Origin of the sequence: Kitasatospora sp. NPDC050543, from assembly GCF_044457565.1 — a bacterium.
In the GTDB taxonomy this organism is placed as follows: domain Bacteria; phylum Actinomycetota; class Actinomycetes; order Streptomycetales; family Streptomycetaceae; genus Kitasatospora.
Map to the genome: position 1 here is coordinate 1 of NZ_JBITGZ010000058.1, position 23,638 is coordinate 23,638.

3 protein-coding genes are annotated in these 23,638 nt (G+C 74.8%); all 3 read left to right on the forward strand.

The features are described from left to right. Window positions 1-2,577, forward strand: a 2,577-nt coding sequence (locus ACIBH3_RS34510; RefSeq protein ID WP_396316077.1) for an SDR family NAD(P)-dependent oxidoreductase, incomplete at its 5' end; no start/stop codon positions are given. 256 nt (window positions 2,578-2,833) lie between these two features. Beyond that, window positions 2,834-12,355 (forward strand): type I polyketide synthase, encoded by a 9,522-nt coding sequence (locus ACIBH3_RS34515; protein WP_396316078.1) that lies wholly within the window; start codon window positions 2,834-2,836, stop codon window positions 12,353-12,355. 69 nt (window positions 12,356-12,424) lie between these two features. After that, the coding region (locus ACIBH3_RS34520) for a type I polyketide synthase (RefSeq protein WP_396316079.1) at window positions 12,425-23,638 on the forward strand (11,214 nt) is incomplete at its 3' end.

Here is a 23,638-nt window from a genome sequence, read left to right on the forward strand (position 1 = left end):
GCGTCCGCCGAGGAGCTGGCCGATCCCGAGTACTGGGTGCGGCATGTCCGGGAGGCCGTGCGCTTCGCCGATGCGGTGCGGGTGTTGGAGGCCGATGGCGTCCGTACGTTCGTCGAGCTGGGTCCGGACGGTGTGCTGTCCGCGATGGGGCAGGACAGCGTGACGGCCGAGGCCGCTGCGTTCGTCCCGGTTCTGCGGGCCGGCCGGCCCGAGGCCCGTACGCTCACCACCGCCCTCGCGCAGGCCCACGTCCGTGGCGCGAAGCTGGACTGGCAGGCCGTCTTCGCCGGCAGCGGCGCCCGCCGCGTCGACCTGCCGACCTACGCCTTCCAGCGCCAGCGCTACTGGCCGGAGGCCCCCGTGGCCGCCGCGGCCACCTCGCACGGCACGGCGACGGTGGACGCCCGCTTCTGGGAGGCCGTCGAGAGCGAGGACCTGACGGCCCTGGCGGCGACCCTGGAGGTGGACGCCTCGGACGCGCAGTCCCCGCTGAACGCCCTGGCGCCCGTCCTGCCGGTGCTCTCCGCCTGGCGCCGCCAGCAGCGTGAGCAGCACCTGGTGGACGGCTGGCGCTACCGGGTGACCTGGCGGCCGCTGGCCACCGCGCCCAGCGGTGTGCCGACCGGCGACTGGCTGCTGGCCGTTCCGGCGGCCGGCACGCTGCCGCAGGCCGCCCAGCAGTGGCTCGACACCGTCGAGCAGACGCTGGCCGACGCCGGCGCCCGCCTGCGGCGGATCGCGGTCGACGCGGGCACCTGCGAGCGCGCCACGCTGGCCGACGAGCTGCGGGCCGCCCGGGCCGGGTTCGAGGGGTCGGCGGTGGCCGGTGTTCTCTCGCTGCTGGCGCTGGACGAGGAGCAGCACCCGGTCCACCCGGCGCTCTCCGCCGGACTGGCCGCGACGTCGGTGCTCGTCCAGGCCCTGGGCGACGCCGGGATCGCCGCCCCGCTGTGGTGCGTGACGCGCGGCGCGGTGGCGACCGGCAGTGCGCAGGACCCGCTCAGCCCGGCTCAGGCGCAGGTCTGGGGTCTGGGCCGGGTGGTGGCTCTGGAGCACCCCGAGCGGTGGGGCGGCCTGGTCGACCTGCCGGAGACGGTGGACGACCGGGCGGCCGCCCACCTGGCGGGCGTGCTGTCCGCTGAAGAAGGTGAGGACCAGCTGGCCGTACGCCGTTCCGGAGTGCTGGCCCGCCGTCTGGTGCGGGCCGACCGGCCCGGTGCGCCCGCGGCACCCTGGCGGCCGCGCGGCACGGTGCTGATCACCGGCGGCACGGGGGCGCTTGGCTCGGAGGTGGCCCGCTGGCTGGCCCGGGGCGGCGCCGAGCACCTGGTGCTCACCGGCCGGCGCGGGGCAGAGGCCCCCGGCGCGGCGGCCCTGCGCGACGAGCTGCTCGCCGCCGGCGTCCGGGTGACCCTGGAGGCCTGCGACGTGGCCGACCGCGAGGCGGTGGAGGCGCTGGTGAAGCGCCTGGTCGCCGATGCCGACGGGCTGCCGCTGCGCGCGGTGGTGCACGCCGCCGGCGTCACCCAGGACACCCTCCTGATGGACAGTGACCTCGCCGAGCTGGCGGCGGTCGTGGACGCCAAGGTGTCCGGCGCGGTCCACCTGGACGCGGCGCTCGGTGACACCGAGCTGGACGCGTTCGTGCTGTTCTCCTCGATCTCCGGGGTGTGGGGCAGCGGCGGCCAGACCGGCTATGCGGCGGCCAACGCCTTCCTGGACGCCCTGGCCACCCGGCGCCGGGCGGCCGGACTCGCGGCCACCTCGGTGGCCTGGGGTCCGTGGGGCGGGATCGGCATGGCGGCCGACGGTGTCACCACCGAGCAGCTGAGCCGGCGCGGCCTGCGGGTGATCGCGCCGGAGCTCGGCATCGCCGCACTCCAGCAGGCGCTGGACCACCGGGAGACGGCACTGACCGTGGCGGATGTGGACTGGGCGCTGTTCGCCCCGGCCTTCGCCGCCGCCCGGCCGCGCCCGCTGATCGGCGAGCTGCCCGAGGCCCGCGAGGCGCTGGAAGGCGCCACCGCGGGTGCGCATGCGGGCACCGAGGAGCAGTCGGCGGCGTTCCAGGAGCGGCTGCGGGCCCTGCCCGCCGCCGAGCGGGACCGGGCGCTGCTGGAGCTGGTGCGCGGCGAGGTCGCCGCCGTGCTCGGCTACGCCGTGGCCGCGGCGGTCGAGGCCACCCGGGCGTTCAACGAGCTGGGCTTCGACTCGCTGACCGCGGTCGAGCTGCGGAACCGTCTGAACGCGGCCACCGGGCTGCGCCTGCCGGCCAGCCTGGTGTTCGACTACCCGAACCCGACCGCGCTCGCCGAGCACCTCCGGTCCGAGCTCGTCGGCGACGACGAATCGGGCGCGGCGCCGGCCCTCGCCGAACTCGAGGCGCTGGACCGGACGCTGTCCGCCCTGGCGTCCGACCACGCCGACCGTGGCCGCGTCACGGCCCGCCTCCAGGCCCTGCTGGCCAAGTGGAACGCGGCCGACGGCGCGGCGGACGAAGCGGACGAGGACGAGCTGGACGACGTCTCGGCCGACGACCTGCTCGACCTCATCAACAAGGAATTCGGCAGGTCCTGACCGTGAGCCCCGCTTCGGCCGGGGCGGGCCGCGCCCGCCCCGGCACCACCCCGGGCCCGGCGGCCCGTCCGGCCGCGCCCCGGCCGGCTCCACCGGCCCCCCTCCGGGCCCCGGCACCGCCACGGTGCCGGGCCACCCCGGCCCTCCCGTCGACGTCCCCCCTGTGCGGGGCGGCGACCACGACCCTCCGGTCGTCCACCCCGTACTCCCGCGCGACGAGCGCGATCCACCCGGCACTTGCGAAGGCGGCCCGCTGATGGCAGACGAAAAGAAGCTCCTCGACCACCTCAAGTGGATGACCGCCGAGCTGCGCCGGGCCAACCGCCGGCTGCGCGAGGTCGAGGAGGCGGAGCACGAGCCGATCGCGATCGTCTCGATGAGCTGCCGCCTGCCGGGCGGCGTCCGCTCGCCCGAGGACCTGTGGCAGCTGGTGTCCACCGGCGGTGACGCCATCTCGCCGTTCCCCGCCGACCGCGGCTGGGACATCGAGGGCCTGTACCACCCGGACCCGGACCATCAGGGCACCTTCTACGCCAGCGGCGGCGGCTTCCTCCACGAGGCCGCCGAGTTCGACCCCGAGTTCTTCGGCATCTCGCCGCGCGAGGCGCTCGCCATGGATCCGCAGCAGCGGCTGCTGCTGGAGGCCTCGTGGGAGGTCTTCGAGCGGGCCGGCATCGACCCGTCGGGTCTGCGCGGCAGCCGGACTGGCGTGTACGTCGGCGGCGGCTACCAGGGGTACGGCTCGGAGCTGCGCGAGGTGCCGGAAGGCGTCGAGGGGCGCCTGCTGACCGGCAACGCGACCAGCCTGCTCTCCGGCCGGATCGCCTACACCCTCGGCCTGGAGGGTCCGGCCGCCACCCTGGACACCGCCTGCTCCTCCTCCCTGGTCGCCCTCCACTGGGCCTGTCAGGCGCTGCGCGACGGCGACTGCTCGCAGGCCCTGGTCGGCGGCGTGACCGTGCTGGCGACGCCGGACGCGTTCGTGGAGTTCAGCCGCCAGCGCGGCCTGGCCGCCGACGGGCGCTGCAAGTCCTTCGCGGGCGCGGCGGACGGCACCGGCTGGTCCGAGGGCGTGGCCATGCTGCTGGTCGAGCGCCTGTCGGACGCGCGCCGCAACGGCCACCCGGTGCTCGCGGTGGTGCGCGGCAGCGCCGTCAACCAGGACGGCGCCTCGAACGGCCTGACGGCCCCGAACGGGCCCGCGCAGCAGCGGGTGATCCGGCAGGCGCTGGCCGACGCCCGGCTCTCCGCCGGTGACGTGGACGTGGTGGAGGCGCACGGCACCGGCACCACGCTGGGCGACCCGATCGAGGCGCAGGCCCTGCTCGCCACCTACGGCCAGGAGCGCCCGGCCGAACAGCCCCTGTGGCTCGGCTCGTTGAAGTCGAACATCGGTCACACCCAGGCGGCGGCCGGTGTCGCGGGCATCATCAAGATGGTCATGGCGATGCGCCACGGCGTCCTGCCGCAGACCCTGCACGTGGACGAGCCCTCCCCGCACGTCGACTGGACGGCGGGGGCGGTGGAGCTCCTGACCGAGGCCCGCCCCTGGCCGCAGACCGGGCAGCCGCGCCGCGCCGCGACCTCCTCCTTCGGCATCAGCGGCACCAATGCCCACACCATCATGGAGCAGGCCCCGGAGACAGCCCCGCCGGCCGAGGCCGCGCAGACGGCGCCGGACGCGGACGTCACCTCGGTCGCCACCGCGGACGCCGGCGCGGTCGCCGCCCAGGACCCCGCCGTCGTGGACAGCGCGGTGGTGCCGTGGCTGCTCTCCGCCCGCAGCGCCGACGCCCTGCCCGTGCAGGCGGCCCGGCTGCTGGCCCACCTGGCCGCCGCACCCGCCGCCGACCCGCTCGACGTCGGCTTCTCGCTCGCCACCACCAGGGCCGCGCTGCCGCACCGCGCCGCCCTGGTGGCCACCGACGCCGAGGACTTCAGGCGTGCCCTCCAGAGCCTCGCCGAGGGCGGGCAGGTGTTGCAGGACGCCGTCGCCGACGGCCCGTCCGCCTTCCTGTTCACCGGGCAGGGCAGTCAGCGGGCCGGGATGGGTGAGGAGCTGTACGGCGCCTTCCCTGCGTTCGCGGAGGCCTTCGACGCTGTCTGTGCCGAGCTGGACCGGCACCTGGAGCGGCCGCTGCGCGAGGCGATCGCGGACGCGGAGCTGATCAACGAGACGGAGTTCACGCAGCCGGCGCTGTTCGCGGTCGAGGTGGCGCTGTTCCGCCTGCTGGAGGCGTGGGGCGTGCGGCCGGACTTCCTGGCCGGGCACTCGATCGGTGAGCTGGCCGCTGCGCATGTGGCGGGTGTGCTGTCCCTGGCGGACGCGGCGAAGCTGGTGGCCGCTCGTGGCCGGTTGATGCAGGCGCTGCCGCGCGGCGGCGCGATGGTCGCGATCCAGGCCGGCGAGGGCGAGGTGCTGCCCCTGCTGCTCGGCCGCGGCGACGAGCTGGGGATCGCCGCCGTCAACGGCCCCTCCTCCGTGGTGGTCTCGGGTGACGAGCAGGCGGTGCTGGAGCTGGCCGCCGACTGGGATGCCCAGGACCGCAAGACCAAGCGGCTGACGGTGAGCCATGCGTTCCACTCGCCGCTGATGGACGGCATGCTGGCGGAGTTCCGTGCGGTCGCCGCGCAGCTGACCTTCAACGCGCCGACCATCCCGATCGTCTCCACCCTTACCGGCGCGCTCGCCACGGCCGAGGAGCTGACCGACCCCGAGTACTGGGTGCGGCACGTCCGGGAGGCCGTCCGCTTCGCCGACGCCGTGCAGACCCTGGCGGCCCAGGGCGTACGCACCTTCGTCGAGCTCGGCCCGGACGGCGTGCTCTCGGCGCTGGGCCAGGAGTGCGCGGCCGACGCGGCGTTCGTCCCGCTGCTGCGCGCCGGGCGCCCGGAGGCCGAGGCGCTCACCACCGGTGTGGCCCGCGCCCACCTGCGTGGGTTTGCCGTCGACTGGGCGGCGTTCTACGCGGGCCGCGGCGCCCGGCGGGTGGACCTGCCGACGTACGGCTTCCAGCGCGGGCACTACTGGTTGGAGTCGGGTGGCCCGGCCCCGGAGGGGCTGCCGGCCGACCCGGTCGACGCCCGGTTCTGGGAGGCCGTGGAGAGCGAGGACCTGGCGGCGCTGGCCGCGACCCTCGGTGTGGAGGACGGTGACCGCCTCGGCGACGCGCTCCCGATGCTGGCGGCGTGGCGGCGGCAGAGCCGTGAGCGTTCGACGGTGGATGGGTGGCGTTACCGGGTGACGTGGAAGCCGGTTGCGGATGCGGCGGCGGTGGGTGTGCTGTCGGGTGTGTGGTTGGTGGCTGCGGGGGCTGCGGGGGCTGCGGGGGTTGAGGGTCTGGTTGGGGCGCTGGCGGGTCGTGGTGCCGAGGTGCGGGTGTTCGATGGTGCTTCGGCTGATCGTGGGGTGCTGGCCGGGGAGTTGCGGTCGCTGGTGGCCGATGGTGCGGTGGTGGCGGGTGTGCTGTCGTCGGTGGCTGCGCCGGGTTCGGTGTTGGCGTTGGTGCAGGCGCTGGGTGATACCGGTGTAGCGGCTCCGTTGTGGTGTGTGACGCGTGGTGCGGTGGCGACCGGTCGTTCGGAGCGGGTGGCGGATCCGGTGCAGGCGCAGGTCTGGGGTCTGGGCCGGGTGGTGGGTCTGGAGCATCCGGAGCGTTGGGGTGGTCTGGTCGATCTGCCGGAGGCGGTGGACGAGCGGGTGCTCGGCCGTCTGGCGGGTGTCCTGACGGGCGCTGCCGGCGACGAGGTGGCGGTGCGGGCGTCGGGTGTGTTCGCGCGTCGTCTGGTGCGGGCCGTTCGGGGCGACGGCTCGGGTTGGTCGCCGTCGGGGACGGTGTTGGTGACGGGTGGTACGGGTGCGTTGGGTGCGGAGGTGTCGCGCTGGCTGGCCCGGGGTGGTGCGGAGCATCTGGTGCTGACCAGTCGTCGTGGTTTGGATGCGCCGGGCGCGGCCGAGTTGCGGGACGAGCTCGCCGCTCTCGGTGTGACGGTGACGGTCGCGGCGTGCGATGTCGCCGACCGGGACGCCCTTGCGGCTCTGCTCGCCGGGCATGAGCTCTCGGCCGTGTTCCATACGGCGGGTGTGCTGGATGACGGTGTGGTGGACGGGCTGACTGCCGAGCGGATGGCGGCGGTGGCTCGTCCGAAGGTGGACGCGGCCCGGAATCTGCATGAGTTGACGGCGGGTCACGACCTGTCGGCGTTCGTGCTGTTCTCGTCGATCTCGGGTACGACCGGTAGTGCCGGCCAGGGCAACTACGCTGCGGCCAACGCGTACCTGGACGCGCTCGCGGAGCAGCGTCACGCCGACGGGCTGTCGGCCACCTCGATCGCCTGGGGGCCGTGGGCCGAGGGTGGTATGGCCGTCGGCGACCAGCTGGCCGAGCGCCTGCGGCGCGGCGGCATGCCCGCCATGGCACCCGGGCTCGCCATGACCGCGCTCCAGCACGCCCTGGAGAACGGCGACACGGCAATCGCCGTCGCCGACATCGCCTGGGACCGCCTGCTCGACGGTGTGACGGAGCCCCTCCCGCTGTTCACCGAGATCCCCGAGGCCCGGCGCGCCCTGGCCGACGCCTCCGAGTCCGACCCGGCCGCCGACCAGCCCGGCCGCCCCGGGCCGCTGGCCCAGCGCCTGGCCGGGCTGACCGCCAAGGAGCGGAGCGGCCTGCTGCTCGACCTGGTGCGCACCGAGGTGGCCGGCGTGCTCGGCTACGCCGATGCGGGCGCCGTGGACGAGGGCCGCGCCTTCCGAGAGCTGGGCTTCGACTCGCTGACCGCCGTGGAACTGCGCAACCGCCTCAACACCGTCACCGGGCTGATCCTGCCCTCCACCCTCGTCTTCGACTACCCGACCGTCACCGCGCTGGCCGGCCACCTCGGCACGGAGTTCTTCGGCCGCCAGGACGACACGGCGTACCTGGACACCCGGGCGATCACCACCGGCACCGCCGGCACCGCCGCCACCGACGAGCCGATCGCCATCGTCGCGATGAGCTGCCGCTTCCCGGGCGGGGTGGAGTCGCCGGACGAACTCTGGCAGCTGCTGGTCGACGGCGGCGACGCGATCGCCGGTTTCCCCACCGACCGTGGGTGGGACCTCGCCGCCCTGCACGGTGACGCACCCGGGCAGTCCCGGTCGCAGGAGGGCGGATTCCTCTACGGAGCCGGCGAGTTCGACCCGACGTTCTTCGGAATCTCGCCGCGCGAGGCGCTCGCCATGGACCCGCAGCAGCGCCTGCTGCTGGAGACCTCCTGGGAGGCGTTCGAGCGGGCCGGCATCGACCCGGCCGCGTTGCGCGGCAGTCGTACCGGCGTCTTCGTCGGCACCAATGGTCAGGACTACCTGACGCTCGCCGCCAAGTCGTCGGACGACGTGGAGAGCCACCTCGCCACCGGTACGGCGGCGAGCGTCGTCTCGGGCCGCCTGTCCTACACCTTCGGCCTGGAGGGCCCCGCGGTCACCGTCGACACCGCCTGCTCGTCCTCGCTGGTGGCCCTGCACATGGCCGTCCAGGCGCTGCGGGGAGGCGAGTGCTCGCTCGCCCTGGCCGGCGGCGTCACCGTGATGTCCACACCGGGCGCGTTCATCGAGTTCAGCCGACAGGGCGGCCTCGCCGCCGACAGCCGCTGCAAGGCGTTCGCCGAAGGTGCGGACGGCACCGGCTGGGGCGAGGGCGTCGGCCTGCTGCTCGTCGAGCGGCTCTCCGACGCGGAGCGCAACGGCCACCAGGTGCTGGCGGTCGTGCGCGGCACCGCGGTCAACCAGGACGGCGCCTCCAACGGGCTGACCGCCCCGAACGGCCCGTCCCAGCAGCGGGTGATCCGCCAGGCGCTGGCCGCCGCCCGCCTGACGGCGGACCAGGTGGACGCCGTCGAGGCGCACGGCACCGGCACCACGCTCGGCGACCCGATCGAGGCGCAGGCCCTGCTCGCCACGTACGGCCAGGACCGGCCCCAGGACCGCCCGCTCCACCTGGGCTCGGTCAAGTCGAACATCGGCCACACCCAGGCCGCCGCCGGCGTCGCGGGCGTCATCAAGATGGTGCTCGCCATGCGGCACGGAGTGCTGCCGCGCAGCCTGCACATCGACGCGCCGTCCACCGAGGTCGACTGGTCGGCCGGGGCCGTGGAGCTGCTGACGCAGAACACGGCCTGGCCGCAGACCGGCCGCCCGCGCCGGGCCGGCGTCTCCTCCTTCGGCATGAGCGGCACCAACGCCCACGTCGTCCTGGAGCAGGCGCAGCAGCAGGCACCGCAGCAGGTACCGACCGCGGAGCCGGCCACCCCGCCGGTCTGGCCGGTCCCGCTCTCGGCCCGCACCGAGGACGGCCTGCGGGCCCAGGCCGGGCGGCTGCTCCAGGCGGTGGCGCTCGGCGCCACGCCCGGCGACGTCGCGTACTCGCTGGCCACCGGCCGCTCCGCGATGGAGCACCGGGCGGTCGTGGTGGCGGCCGATGAGCAGGGGTTGATGCGGGGTCTACAGGGGTTGGCCGCGGATGCCCCCGGTGCGACTGTGGTCCGGGGCTCGGCCACAGGCGGCAAACTCGCCTTCCTCTTCACCGGCCAGGGCAGTCAGCGGCGGGGCATGGGAGCTGAGTTGTACGAGACGTACCCGGTGTTCGCCGAGGCTCTCGACGCGGTCTGCGTGGAGCTGGACCAGCACCTGGACCGTCCGCTGCGCGAGGCGATCGCCGACCAGGAGCTGATCGACGAGACCGGCTGCACCCAGCCCGCCCTGTTCGCCGTCGAGGTCGCGCTGTTCCGCCTGCTGGAGTCCTGGGGCCTGCGTCCCGACGCCCTCGCCGGGCACTCCATCGGCGAACTCGCCGCCGCCCACATCGCGGGCGTGCTCTCGCTCGCCGACGCCGCGACGCTGGTCGCCGCCCGTGGACGCCTGATGGAGGCGCTGCCGCGCGGCGGGGCCATGGTCGCCGTGCAGGCCGCCGAGGCGGACGTGCTGCCGTTGCTCACCGAGGGCGTCGCGATCGCCGCCGTCAACGGCCCGACCTCCGTGGTGATCTCGGGTACCGAGACCGCCGTCCTGGAGCTCGCGGAGAAGCTGGCCGCCGACGGCCGCAGGACCAAGCGGCTGACGGTGAGCCACGCGTTCCACTCGCCGCTGATGGACGACATGCTGGCGGAGTTCCGCGCGGTCGCCGGGACGCTGACGTACCACGCACCGCGCATCCCCGTCGTCTCCACCCTCACCGGCGCCCTCGCCACGGCGGAGCAGCTGACCGACCCCGAGTACTGGGTGCGCCACGTCCGTGAGGCCGTCCGCTTCGCCGACGCCGTACGGACCCTGGAGGCCCAGGGCGTCACCACCTACCTGGAGCTCGGCCCCGACGGGGTGCTGTCCGGGATGGGCCAGGACTGCGCGGCCGGGTCCGCCGCCTTCGCCCCGGCGCTGCGCCACGGCCGCCCGGAGGCGCAGACCCTGACCACCGCCCTCGCCACCGCCCAGGCGCGCGGCGCGGCCGTCGACTGGCCGGCTGTCTTCGCCGGCACCGGCGCCCGCCGGATCGACCTGCCGACGTACGCCTTCCAGCGCAGCCGCTACTGGCCCACGCCCGCCGTCGAGGCGATCCCCGGACCGGACGCCGGTGTTCCGGCCGCCGTGGACGCCCGCTTCTGGGAGGTCGTGGAACGCGAGGACCTGGCCGCGCTCACCGAGGAACTGCACCTCGACGCCGACCAGCCGCTCGGCTCGGCCCTCCCGGCTATCGCCGCCTGGCGCCGTCGCAGTCGCGAGCAGTCCACCGTGGACGGCTGGCGCTACCGCGTCGTCTGGCGCCCGGCCCCCGCGCAGCCCGCCCCGGTCTCCGGCGCCTGGCTGCTCGTCGTCCCCGCCACGGAGGCGACCCCCGGCGCCGAGGAGGCCGACCGTACGGCCGAGGTGACCGCCGCGCTCACCCGCGAGGGCGCCGAGGTCCGGGTGCTCACCTGGGCGGCGGGCGACGACGACCGCGCCGCACTCGCCGCACGGCTGAGCGAGGCGGCCCAGGCAGGTCCGCTGACGGGCGTGCTCTCGCTGCTCGCGCTCGACCCGGCCTCGCACCCCGCCCACCCGGCGCTGCCCGCCGGCCTCGCCGCCACCCTCCTGCTCCTCCAGGCCCACGGCGACGCCGGCCTCGGCGCCCCGCTCTGGTGCGCCACCGCGGGCGCCGTCGCCACCGGGCCGGCCGACCACCTCACCGCCCCGGACCAGGCCCAGGTCTGGGGGCTCGGCCGGGTGGCGTCCCTGGAACACCCCGACCGCTGGGGCGGCCTCGTCGACCTGCCCGCGCTGCTCGACCCGCACACCGGCCCGCTGCTCGCCGCCGCCCTGAGCGGCGCCGACGGCGAGGACCAGCTCGCCGTGCGGGCCACCGGCCTGCACGTGCGGCGTCTGGAGCGGGTCACCGGGCCGGCCGAGGACGTGTCCGCGCCCTGGCGGCCGCGCGGCACCGTACTCATCACCGGTGGTACGGGTGCCCTGGGCTCCCGGGTGGCCCGCCTACTGGCCGGCGACGGCGCCGAGCACCTGCTGCTCACCGGCCGGCGCGGCCCCGACGCCCCCGGCGCCGCCGAGCTGGCCGCCGAACTCGGCGCGCTCGGTGCCCGGGTGACCATCGCCGCCTGTGACGCGGCCGACCGCGACGCGCTGGCGCAGCTGCTCGACACCGTCCCCGCCGACCTGCCGCTGACCGCCGTCGTGCACGCCGCCGGCGTGGTCACCGACGCCCCGCTCGCCGAGAGCGGGCCCCGGACCCTGGCCGCCGTCGTCGCCGCCAAGGCCGCCGGCGCCGGCCACCTGGACGCCCTGCTCGGCGACCGCGCACTCGACGCCTTCGTCACCTTCTCCTCCATCGCCGGGGTGTGGGGCAGCGGAGGCCAGGGCGGCTACGCCGCGGCCAACGCCTACCTCGACGCCCTGGTGGAGGCCCGCCGGGCGCGCGGCCTGGCCGGCACCTCGGTGGCCTGGGGCCCCTGGGCCGAAGCCGGCATGGCCGCCGGCGCGGACGCCGAGGACCACCTGAGCCGCCTCGGTCTGCCGGTGATGGCCCCGGACGCCGCGCTGCTCGGCCTGCGGCGCGCGCTGGCGGGTGGCGCGCCCACCGCCGTCGTCGCGGACGTCGACTGGGAGCGCTTCACGCACTCCTTCACCGCCGCCCGCCCGCGCCCGCTGATCGGTGACCTCGCCGAGGTCAGGGCGGTACTGGCGGCCGAGCAGGCCGCGGACACCGACCCGGCCGGCTCGGCCGGCGGCGCCGGCGGCACGGGTACCCTGGCCGCCCGGCTGGCGGGCCTCTCGGCCGCCGACCGCGACCGCGCCGTGCTGGAGCTGGTGCGCGGCGAGGTGGCCGAGGTGCTCGGCTACCCGGACGCCCAGTCCGTCGAACCCGGTCGCGCGTTCCGGGCACTCGGCTTCGACTCGCTCACCGCGGTCGAGCTGCGCAACCGGCTCACCCGGGCCGGCGGGCTGCGACTGCCCGCGAGCGTCGTCTTCGACTACCCGACGCCGGCCGCCCTGGCCGAGCACGTACGGGACGCGCTGTTCCCGGACGGCGTCCGGGAGGCGGCCGTGGACCCGCAGGAGGCGCAGCTGCGGGAGGCGCTCGCCGCCATCCCGTTCGCCCGCTTCCGCGAGGCGGGGCTGCTGGACACCCTGCTCCAGCTCGCCGGCTCCGGCACCGACAGCCAGATCCCCAGCAGCGACGATGAGTTGGACCTGATCGACACGATGGACGTGGCGAGCCTCATCGACATTGCCCTCGACAGCAACGAAACCTGACACGTCCGAAGTGCGGAGCTCATGATGACCACGCCCAACGAAAAGATCGTTGCAGCGCTGCGGGCCTCCATCAAGGAGGCCGAGCGCCTGCGCCGGCAGAACCAGCAGCTCATCGCTGCGTCGCGGGAGCCCATCGCGATCGTCGGGATGAGCTGCCGGTTCCCCGGTGGCGTGGAGTCGCCGGAGGCCCTGTGGCGGCTCGTCGCCGACGCCGGCGACGCCATCTCCGAGTTCCCCACCGACCGTGGCTGGAAGCTCTCCGACCTGTACGACGCGGACCCGGACCGGCAGGGCACGTTCTACGCCCGCGGCGGAGGCTTCCTGCACGACGCCGCCCGGTTCGACCCGGCGTTCTTCGAGATCAGCCCGCGCGAGGCGCTGGCCATGGACCCGCAGCAGCGCCTGCTGCTGGAGACCTCGTGGGAGGTCTTCGAGCGGGCGGGCATCGACCCGACCACGCTCCGCGGCAGCCAGGCCGGCGTCTTCGTGGGCGCCTCCACCTCGGGGTACAGCGTCATCGCGGACGACCTGCCGGACGGCGTCGAGGGCTACCTGCTCACCGGCAACGCGGCGGCCGTGGTGTCCGGCCGCCTCTCCTACACCTTCGGCTTCGAGGGCCCGGCGGTCACCGTCGACACGGCCTGCTCGTCCTCGCTTGTGGCGCTGCACCTGGCCGTCCAGGCGCTCCGCAACGGTGAGTGCACGCTGGCGCTGGCGGGCGGCGTGACCGTCCTCGCCACCCCCGACGTGTTCGTGGAGTTCAGCCGCCAGCACGGGCTGGCCTCGGACGGCCGGTGCAAGGCCTTCGCCGCCGGGGCGGACGGCACCGGCTGGTCCGAGGGCGTCGGCATGCTGCTCGTCGAGCGCCTGTCGGACGCCCGCCGCAACGGGCACCCGGTGCTCGCGGTGGTGCGTGGCAGCGCCGTCAACCAGGACGGTGCGTCGAACGGCCTGACGGCCCCGAACGGTCCGTCGCAGCAGCGGGTGATCCGCCAGGCCCTGGAGAACGCCCGGCTGACGGCCGACCAGATCGATGCGGTCGAGGCGCACGGCACCGGCACCACGCTCGGCGACCCGATCGAGGCGCAGGCGCTGCTCGCCACCTACGGCCAGGAACGGACCGATGAGCGGCCGCTCTGGCTCGGCTCGCTCAAGTCGAACATCGGGCACACCCAGGCCGCGGCCGGCGTCGCGGGCATCATGAAGATGGTGCTGGCGATGCAGCACGGCGTGCTGCCGAAGACGCTGCACGTGGACGAGCCCTCGCCGCACGTGGACTGGTCCGAGGGCGCGGTCGAGCTGCTCACCGAGGCCCGTCAGTGGCCGGAGACCGGTGAGCTGCGTCGGGTCGGTGTCTCGGCGTTCGGTGTGAGCGGGACGAATGCCCACACGATCCTGGAGCAGGCTCCGGTGGTCGAGGATGTGCCGGCTTCGGTGGCGGCTGCTGTTCCGCCGGTGGTGCCGGTGGTGTTGTCGGCGAGGAGTGCGGAGGCGTTGGCGGCGCAGGCGGCCGGGTTGGTGGCGCTGGTCGAGGGTGAGGGGGCACCCGGTCTGCTGGACCTGGGCTTCTCGCTGGCGACGAGCCGGGCCGCGTTCGAGCACCGGGCCGGGTTCGTTGCGGCGGACCGTGCGGAGTTGCTGGCCGGGTTGGCCGCTCTGTCGGGCTCGGGTTCGGTGGTGGAGGGGCGTACGGCGTTCCTGTTCACCGGTCAGGGCAGCCAGCGGGCCGGTATGGGCGAGGAGCTCTACGGCTCGTTCCCGGCGTTCGCGGATGCCTTCGACGAGGTGTGCGCGCACCTGGACCGGCACCTGGAGCGGCCGCTGCGTGAGGCGATCGCGGACGCGGAGCTGGTCAACGAGACGGGCTTCACGCAGCCGGCGCTGTTCGCGCTGGAGGTGGCGCTGTTCCGCCTGGTGGAGTCGTGGGGGCTGACGCCGGACGTTCTCGCGGGTCATTCGATCGGTGAGCTGGCCGCCGCGCACGTCGCCGGGGTGCTGTCCCTGGCCGATGCCGCGACGCTGGTGGCCGCTCGCGGTCGCCTGATGCAGGCGCTGCCGCGCGGAGGCGCCATGGTCGCCGTCCAGGCGACGGAGGCCGAGGTCCTGCCGCTGCTCACCGAGGGCGTCGGCGTCGCGGCCGTCAACGGGCCCACCTCGGTGGTGATCTCAGGCTCGGAGCAGGCCGTTCTGGACGTCGCCGAGCAGCTGAAGGCCGAGGGTCGCAAGACCAAGCGGCTCACCGTGAGCCACGCGTTCCACTCGCCGTTGATGGACGGCATGCTGGACGAGTTCCGTACGGTGGCCGTCGGGTTGACGTTCGACGCTCCCCGGATCCCGATCGTCTCGACCCTCACCGGCGCGTTCGCGTCCGCCGAGGAGCTGGCCGATCCCGAGTACTGGGTGCGGCATGTCCGGGAGGCCGTGCGCTTCGCCGATGCGGTGCGGGTGCTGGAGGCCGACGGGGTCCGTACGTTCGTCGAGCTGGGTCCGGACGGTGTGCTGTCCGCGATGGGGCAGGACAGCGTGACGGCCGAGGCCGCTGCGTTCGTCCCGGTCCTTCGGGCCGGCCGCCCCGAGGCCCGTACGCTCACCACCGCCCTCGCGCAGGCCCACGTCCGCGGCCTGGCCGTGGACTGGCCGGCCGTCTTCGCCGGCACCGGCGCCCGCCGCGTCGACCTGCCGACCTACGCCTTCCAGCGCCAGCGCTACTGGCTCGAAGGCGGCACCTCGGTCGGTGACGCGGCGTCGTTCGGCCTTGCACGGGCGGATCACCCGCTGCTGGGCGCGAGTGCGGACCTGCCGGCATCGGACGGCGTGGTGTTCACGAGTCGGCTGTCGGTGCAGTCGCACCCGTGGCTGGCCGATCACGCCGTGATGGGGTCGGTGCTGCTCCCGGGTACGGCGTTCGTGGAACTGGCGATCCGCGCCGGTGACCAGGTCGGCTGTGGGGTGCTGGAGGAGCTGACCCTCGCCGCGCCGCTGGTGCTGCCCGAGCAGGGCGGTGTCCAGTTGCGGTTGGCGCTGGCGGGCGTGGACGAGGCGGGCCGTCGGACGCTGAGTCTGCACTCGCGGGTGGAGGACGCGCCGGCGGAGGAGCCGTGGACGCGGCACGCCACGGGTGTGCTCGCGCCCAGCAGCACGGTCACCGTCCCCTCGTTCGACCTGGCGGAGTGGCCGCCGAACGGCGCGGTGTCCGTCCCGGTGGACGACCTGTACGAGCGGCTCGCCGCGGCCGGGTTCGGCTACGGCCCGGTGTTCCAGGGCCTGCGCGCCGCCTGGCGCCACGACGGCGACACCTACGTGGAGGTGGCTCTCCCCGAGGACGCCAAGGACTCCGCCGCGTCCTTCGGCCTCCACCCGGCGTTGCTGGACTCGGCCCTGCACGCGGTGGGCATCGGCAACCTGCTCGACGACACCGGGCGCGGCCGTCTGCCGTTCTCGTGGAACGGCGTGACCCTGTTCGCCTCGGGGGCAAGCGTGCTACGGGCCCGTCTGTCGCGCACCGGCGCGGACGCGATCTCGCTTTGGCTCGCCGACGAGAGCAGCCAGGCCGTGGCCGAGGTCGGGTCGCTGGTGCTGCGGGAGGTCTCCGAGGAGCAGGTGCGTGGTTCGCGCGGCGGTGCCACCGAGTCGCTGTACCGGGTGGAGTGGACCGCCCTACCGGTCTCCCCGGCCCCGGTCGGCCGGTGGGCCGTCCTCGGCGGGGACGGCTTCGGCGCGGAGCGGTACGCGGACCTCGCGGCGCTGGGCGCGGCGGTCGACGCCGGAGCGGACGCCCCCGACACGGTGTTCCTGCCTCTCTCGGCGACTGCCGCGCAGGACGTTCCCTCCGATGCGCGGTCCGTGCTGCACGATGTGCTGGGCACGGTGCAGGAGTGGCTGGCGGACGAGCGGTTCGCGGCCTCGCGCCTCGTGCTGGTGACCCGTCGGGCCGTCGGCGCCGAGGTCGAGGACCTGGTTCACGCACCCGTCTGGGGCCTGGTGCGATCGGCGCAGACGGAGAACCCGGACCGCTTCGTCCTCCTGGACCTGGCGGATGACCAGGCGCCCGACACCGGCTTGGTCGCCGGCGCCCTCGCCACCGACGAACCCGAGCTGGCGCTCCGCGAGGGCGCCGTGCGCGTCCCCCGCCTGGTCCGGGTGGCCACCACCGTGGACGCCGCTCCGGTGTTCGGCAGCTCCGGCACGGTCCTGGTGACCGGTGCCTCGGGTCTGCTGGGTGGTCTGGTGGCCCGTCACCTGGTGGCGGAGCACGGGGTGCGCAGCCTGCTGCTGCTCTCGCGCCGTGGTGCGGACGCGCCGGGTGCGGCCGAGCTGGTCGCGGAGCTGACCGGGGCCGGCGCCGCCGTCACGGTCGCTGCCTGCGACGTGGCCGACCGGGAGGCCCTGGCGGCCCTGCTGTCCGGCCACGAGCTGTCCGGCGTCGTCCACACGGCCGGCGTCCTGGACGACGGCATCGTCGCCTCCCTCACCCCCCACCGCCTCGACACCGTGCTCCGCCCCAAGGTGGACGCGGCCTTCCATCTGCACGAGCTGACCGCCGGCCACCCGCTCACCGCCTTCGTGCTCTTCTCCTCCGCAGCCGGCACCTTCGGCGGGCCCGGCCAGGGCAACTACGCGGCCGCGAACGTCTTCCTGGACGCGCTCGCCGCCCGCCGCCGCGCCGCCGGCCTGCCCGCCACCTCCCTCGCCTGGGGCCTGTGGGCCGACGGCGCGGGCATGGCCGGCAGCCTGGACAGCGGCGACATCGACCGGATGGCCCGCTCGGGCGTCGAGGGTCTGGCCGCGGCCGAGGGGCTGGCGCTCTTCGACCTCGCCGCCACCGCCGACACCGCGACCCTGGTCCCGATGCGCCTGGACCTCGCCGCCGTGCGGCGCGATGCCTCCCGAGGGGTGATACCGCTGCTGCGGGGCCTGGTCCGGGTGCCGACCCGCCGGGTCGCCCGTGCCGGGTCCGCCGGCGGCTCCGAGCTGGCCGCCCGCCTGCTGGCGCTGCCCGCCGCCGACCGCGAGCAGACCCTCCTCGACCTGGTCCGCTCCCGCGTCGCCGAAGTCCTCGGCTACGCCGACGCGAGCGCGGTGGATGCGGGCCGGGCGTTCAAGGAGCTGGGCTTCGACTCGCTGACCGCTGTCGAGCTGCGCAACGAGCTCAACGGCGCGAGCGGCCTGCGCCTGCCCGCGACCCTCGTCTTCGACTACCCCACCCCGGGCGCCCTCGCGGCCTTCCTGCTGACCGAGCTGGTCGGCGAAGCACCGGCGGAGCGGGCAGTCGTCGCGACCCGGACCGCGGGCGCCGGCGACGAGCCGATCGCGATCGTCGGCATGGCCTGCCGCTTCCCCGGCGGCATCGGCTCGCCGGAGGACCTGTGGCGGCTGGTGTCGGAGGGCCGGGACGCGGTGTCCGGGTTCCCGGCGGGCCGCGGCTGGGATCTGGAGAACCTCTACCACCCCGACCCGGACCACCAGGGCACCTCGTACGCCCGGGAGGGCGGCTTCCTGCACGACGCGGGCCTGTTCGACCCGGCCTTCTTCGGCATCTCGCCGCGCGAGGCGGTCGCTATGGACCCGCAGCAGCGGCTGCTGCTGGAGACCTCGTGGGAGGCGTTCGAACGAGCGGGCATCGACCCGGCGACGCTGCGCGGCAGCCGGACCGGCGTCTTCGCCGGCGTGATGTACCACGACTACGTCAGCGGCCTGGCCGAACTCCCCGACGGTGTCGAGGGCTACCTCGGCACCGGCAACTCCGGCAGCATCGCCTCCGGCCGCGTCGCGTACACGTTCGGGCTCGAAGGCCCGGCGGTGACCGTCGACACCGCCTGCTCCTCCTCGCTGGTCGCCCTGCACCTGGCCATCCAGGCGCTGCGCAGCGGCGAGTGCACGATGGCGCTGGCCGGCGGTGTCACCGTGATGGGCACCCCCGAGACCTTCGTCGACTTCAGCCGCCAGCGCGGCCTCTCGCCGGACGGGCGGTGCAAGTCCTTCGCGGCCGCGGCGGACGGTACCGGCTGGGGTGAGGGCGTCGGCCTGCTGCTGGTCGAGCGGCTGTCCGACGCCCGCCGTAACGGCCACCAGGTGCTGGCGGTCGTGCGTGGCAGCGCGGTCAACCAGGACGGCGCGTCCAACGGCCTCACCGCCCCGAACGGCCCGTCGCAGCAGCGGGTGATCCGCCAGGCCCTCGCGGGCGCCGGGCTGACGGCCGACGAGGTGGACGCCGTCGAGGCTCACGGCACGGGCACCACCCTCGGCGACCCGATCGAGGCGCAGGCGCTGATCGCGACCTACGGCCAGGCCCACAGCGACGAACAGCCGCTCTGGCTGGGTTCGGTGAAGTCGAACCTCGGTCACACCCAGGCCGCCGCCGGCGCGGCGGGCATCATCAAGATGATCATGGCGATGCGCCACGGCGTGCTGCCGCAGACCCTGCACGTGGACGAGCCCTCGCCGAACGTGGACTGGACGGCCGGCGCCGTCGAGTTGCTGACCGAGGCCCGCCCCTGGCCGGAGACCGGCCGTCCGCGCCGCGCGGCCGTCTCGTCCTTCGGCATCAGTGGCACCAACGCCCACACCATCATCGAGCATGCGCCCGCCGCCGACCGGACCCCGCAGCGGCGGCCCCGGACACAGCCGGCCCCCGTACTGCCATGGCTGCTGTCGGCCCGGGGCGAGGACGCGCTGCGCGCGCAGGCCGACCGCCTGCTCACCGCGATCGAGCGGTCCGACGAGATCGAACCGACCGACGTCGCCTACACCTTGGCGACCGGCCGGGCCGCTCTGGAGCGCCGTGCCTCGGTGGTCGGCGAGGACCGCGATGGCATCCTGCGCGCGCTGCGCGCACTGGCGGCGGGCGAGCAGGCCCCCGGCCTGGTCCGGGGTACGACCGCCCCCGGCCGTACCGCCTTCCTGTTCACGGGGCAGGGCAGCCAGCGGGTCGCCATGGGCGAGGAGCTGTACGCCGCCTACCCGGCCTACCGGGAGGCCTTCGACGAGGTCTGCGCGGAGCTGGATCCGTTGCTGGATCGTCCGCTGCGTGAGGCGATCGCGGATGCGGAGCTGATCAACGAGACGGGCTTCACCCAGCCGGCGTTGTTCGCCCTCGAAGTGGCGCTGTTCCGGCTCGTCGAGTCGTGGGGTGTGCGGCCGGACTTCCTGGCCGGGCATTCGATCGGTGAGCTCGCCGCCGCGCATGTGGCGGGCGTGCTGTCCCTGGCGGACGCGGCGAAGCTGGTGGCCGCTCGTGGCCGGTTGATGCAGGCGCTGCCGCGCGGCGGCGCGATGGTCGCGATCCAGGCCACGGAGGCCGAGGTGCTGCCGCTGCTCACGGACGGCGTCGGCATCGCCGCCGTCAACGGCCCTGCGGCGGTGGTGATCTCGGGTGACGAGCACGGCGTACTGGACCTCGCCGCGCTGTTCGAGGTGGAGGGGCGCAAGACCAAGCGGCTGACGGTCAGCCATGCGTTCCACTCGCCGCTGATGGACGGCATGCTGGCGGAGTTCCGTGGGGTCGCCGAGCAGGTGGCGTTCAACACCCCGCGCATCCCGGTCGTCTCCACCCTGACCGGCGCGCTCGCCACGGCCGAGGAGCTGTGCTCGCCCGAGTACTGGGTGCGCCACGTCCGGGAGGCCGTCCGCTTCGCCGACGCCGTCCGGACGCTGGAGGCGCAGGGCGTAAGGACCTTCGTCGAGCTCGGCCCGGACGGCGTCCTGTCCGCCATGGGGCAGGACAGCGTGAGCGCAGAGGCCGCGTTCGTCCCGCTGCTGCGCGCGGGCCGGCCGGAGGCACGGTCGCTCGCGACCGCCCTGGCCCAGGCCCACGTCCGCGGCCTGACCGTGGACTGGCCGGCCGTATTCGCCGGCACCGGCGCCCGCCGGATCGACCTGCCGACGTACGCGTTCCAGCACGCCTGGTACTGGCTGGAGTCCGCCGCACCGCAGCCCGGCGCCGCCGGCGCCGACGACCCGGCGGGCGTGCAGTTCTGGGAGGTCGTCGAGCGCGCGGACAGCGCGGCCCTGGCGGCGGCCCTGGAGATCGAGGACGACGACCAGCTGAGCGCCCTCCTGCCGAAGCTTTCGGCGTGGCGACGCCGCAGCCGTGAGCGGTCGACGGTGGATGGGTGGCGTTACCGGGTGACGTGGAAGCCGGTTGCGGATGCGGCGGCGGTGGGTGTGCTGTCGGGTGTGTGGTTGGTGGCTGCGGGGGCTGCGGGGGTTGAGGGTCTGGTTGGGGCGCTGGCGGGTCGTGGTGCCGAGGTGCGGGTGTTCGATGGTGCTTCGGCTGATCGTGGGGTGCTGGCCGGGGAGTTGCGGTCGGTGGTGGCCGATGGTGCGGTGGTGGCGGGTGTGCTGTCGTCGGTGGCTGCGCCGGGTTCGGTGTTGGCGTTGGTGCAGGCGCTGGGTGAGGCCGGGATCGACGCTCCGCTGTGGTGTGTGACGCGTGGTGCGGTGGCGACCGGTCGTTCGGAGCGGGTGGCGGATCCGGTGCAGGCGCAGGTCTGGGGTCTGGGCCGGGTGGTGGGTCTGGAGCATCCGGAGCGTTGGGGTGGTCTGGTGGACCTGCCGGTGGACGCGGACGAGCGGGTGCTCGGCCGTCTGGCGGGTGTGCTGCTGGGTGGTGAGGATCAGGTGGCGGTGCGGGCGTCGGGTGTGTTCGCGCGTCGTCTGGTGCGGGCCGTTCGGGGCGACGGCTCGGGTTGGTCGCCGTCGGGGACGGTGTTGGTGACGGGTGGTACGGGTGCGTTGGGTGCGGAGGTGTCGCGCTGGCTGGCCCGGGGTGGTGCGGAGCATCTGGTGCTGACCAGTCGTCGTGGTTTGGATGCGCCGGGCGCGGCCGAGTTGCGGGACGAGCTCGCCGCTCTCGGTGTGACGGTGACGGTCGCGGCGTGTGATGTCGCCGATCGGGACGCGCTTGCGGCTCTGCTCGCCGGGCATGAGCTCTCGGCCGTGTTCCATACGGCGGGTGTGCTGGATGACGGTGTGGTGGACGGGCTGACTGCCGAGCGGATGGCGGCGGTGGCTCGTCCGAAGGTGGACGCGGCCCGGAATCTGCATGAGTTGACGGCTGGTCATGACCTGTCGGCGTTCGTGCTGTTCTCGTCGATCTCGGGTACGACCGGTAGTGCCGGCCAGGGCAACTACGCTGCGGCCAACGCGTACCTGGACGCGCTCGCGGAGCAGCGTCACGCGGATGGTCTGCCGGCCACCTCGATCGCGTGGGGGCCGTGGGCCGAGGGTGGTATGGCCGTCGGCGACCAGCTGGCCGAGCGTCTGCGGCGCGGCGGCATGCCCGCCATGGCACCGGAGCTGGGCCTGGCCTTCCTCGGGCGGGAGCTCGCCGCGGGCGGGGACGCGGCCCCGGCCGTCGTCGCCGCCGACCTCGACTGGGAGCTGTTCGCGCCCTCGTTCACCGCGGCCCGCCCCAGCCGGCTCTTCGACGCGCTGCCCGAGGCCCGGCAGGCCCTCGACCGTGCCGACGAGGGCCGGGCGGACGGTCCGGCCTCCTCGCTCGCCCAGCGGCTCGCCGGGCTCTCCGAGGAGGAGCGCGACGCCGCGCTGCTCGACCTGGTGCGCGGCCACGTCGCCGCCGTCCTCGGCTACGCCGACCCGACGGGTGTCGAGGTCGGCAAGGCGTTCCGTGAGCTGGGCTTCGACTCGCTGACCGCCGTGGAGTTCCGCAACCTGCTGGGCGCCGCCACCGGCCTGCCCCTGCCCGCGACGGTCGTGTTCGACTACCCCTCGGTCCGCGCCCTGGCCGACCACCTTCGGGACGAGCTCCTCGGCGCCGCGGCCGAGGAGCCGACGGACGCCGACGTCATCGCCGCCACCACCGACGACCCGATCGCGATCGTCGCGATGAGCTGCCGCTTCCCCGGCGGGGTCGACACGCCGGAGGCGCTGTGGCAGCTGCTGTCCACGGGCCGCGACGCGATCGCCGGCTTCCCCACCGACCGCGGCTGGGACCTGGAGGCCCTCCAGGACGCTGACGAGACGTACTCCTCGTCCACCCGGGAGGGCGGATTCCTCTACCAGGCAGGTGAGTTCGACCCGACCTTCTTCGGGATCTCGCCGCGCGAGGCGCTCGCCATGGACCCGCAGCAGCGGCTGCTGCTGGAGACCTCCTGGGAGGCGTTCGAGCGCGCCGGCATCAACCCCGAGGACGTGCGTGGCAGCCGGACCGGCGTCTTCGTCGGCACCAACGGCCAGGACTACCTCCGGCTGGCGATCGAGTCCTCCGAGGAGATCGCCGGGTTCCTCGGCACCGGCAACGCGGCCAGCGTGGTCTCCGGCCGCCTCTCGTACACCTTCGGCCTGGAGGGCCCGGCCGTCACGGTCGACACCGCCTGCTCCTCCTCGCTGGTGGCCCTGCACATGGCCGTCCAGGCACTCCGCAACGGCGAGTGCTCATTGGCCCTGGCCGGCGGCGTGACGGTGATGTCCTCGCCGGGTGCGTTCATCTCCTTCAGCCGGCAGGGCGGTCTTGCCGAGGACGGGCGCTGCAAGGCGTTCGCCGCCGGCGCGGACGGCACCGGCTGGGGCGAGGGCGTCGGCCTGCTGCTCGTCGAGCGCCTGTCGGACGCCCGGCGCAACGGGCACCGGGTGCTGGCCTTGGTCCGCGGTTCGGCGATCAACCAGGACGGCGCGTCCAACGGCCTCACCGCCCCGAACGGACCCGCGCAGCAGCGCGTCATCCGGCAGGCCCTGGCGGCCGCCGGTCTGACGGGCGACCAGGTCGACGCCGTCGAGGCGCACGGCACCGGGACCAGGCTCGGCGACCCGATCGAGGCGCAGGCCCTGCTCGCCACCTACGGTCGGGAGCACTCCGGGGAGCAGCCGCTCTGGCTGGGCTCGATCAAGTCGAACATCGGGCACACCCAGGCCGCCGCCGGCGTCGCCGGGGTGATCAAGATGGTGCTCGCGATGGAGCACGGGGTGCTCCCGCGGACCCTGCACGTCGACGAGCCCTCGCCGCACGTGGACTGGTCGGCGGGTGCGGTGGAGCTGCTGACGGAGAACCGTCCCTGGCCGGAGACCGGCCGTCCGCGCCGCGCCGGCGTCTCCTCCTTCGGCATGAGCGGCACCAACGCCCACACCATCCTGGAGTATCCGCAGGTACCGGCCGAGGCCGGCAGCGAGGCGCAGCCGCCGGTCGCCGGTCCGGTGCCGCTGGTGCTGTCGGGCCGCAGCGAGCGCGCGGTGCGTGGTCAGGCGGAGCGGCTGTTGACCTTCCTCGCGGAGCGGCCGGAGGTGTCGCTGGAGGACGTCGGTCATTCGCTGGTGGTGTCGCGGGCC

Coding starts and splice junctions, on each gene's coding strand:
- ACIBH3_RS34515 (WP_396316078.1), top strand. CDS start 2,834: ATGGCAGACGAAAAGAAGCTCCTCGACCACCTCAAGTGGATGACCGCC.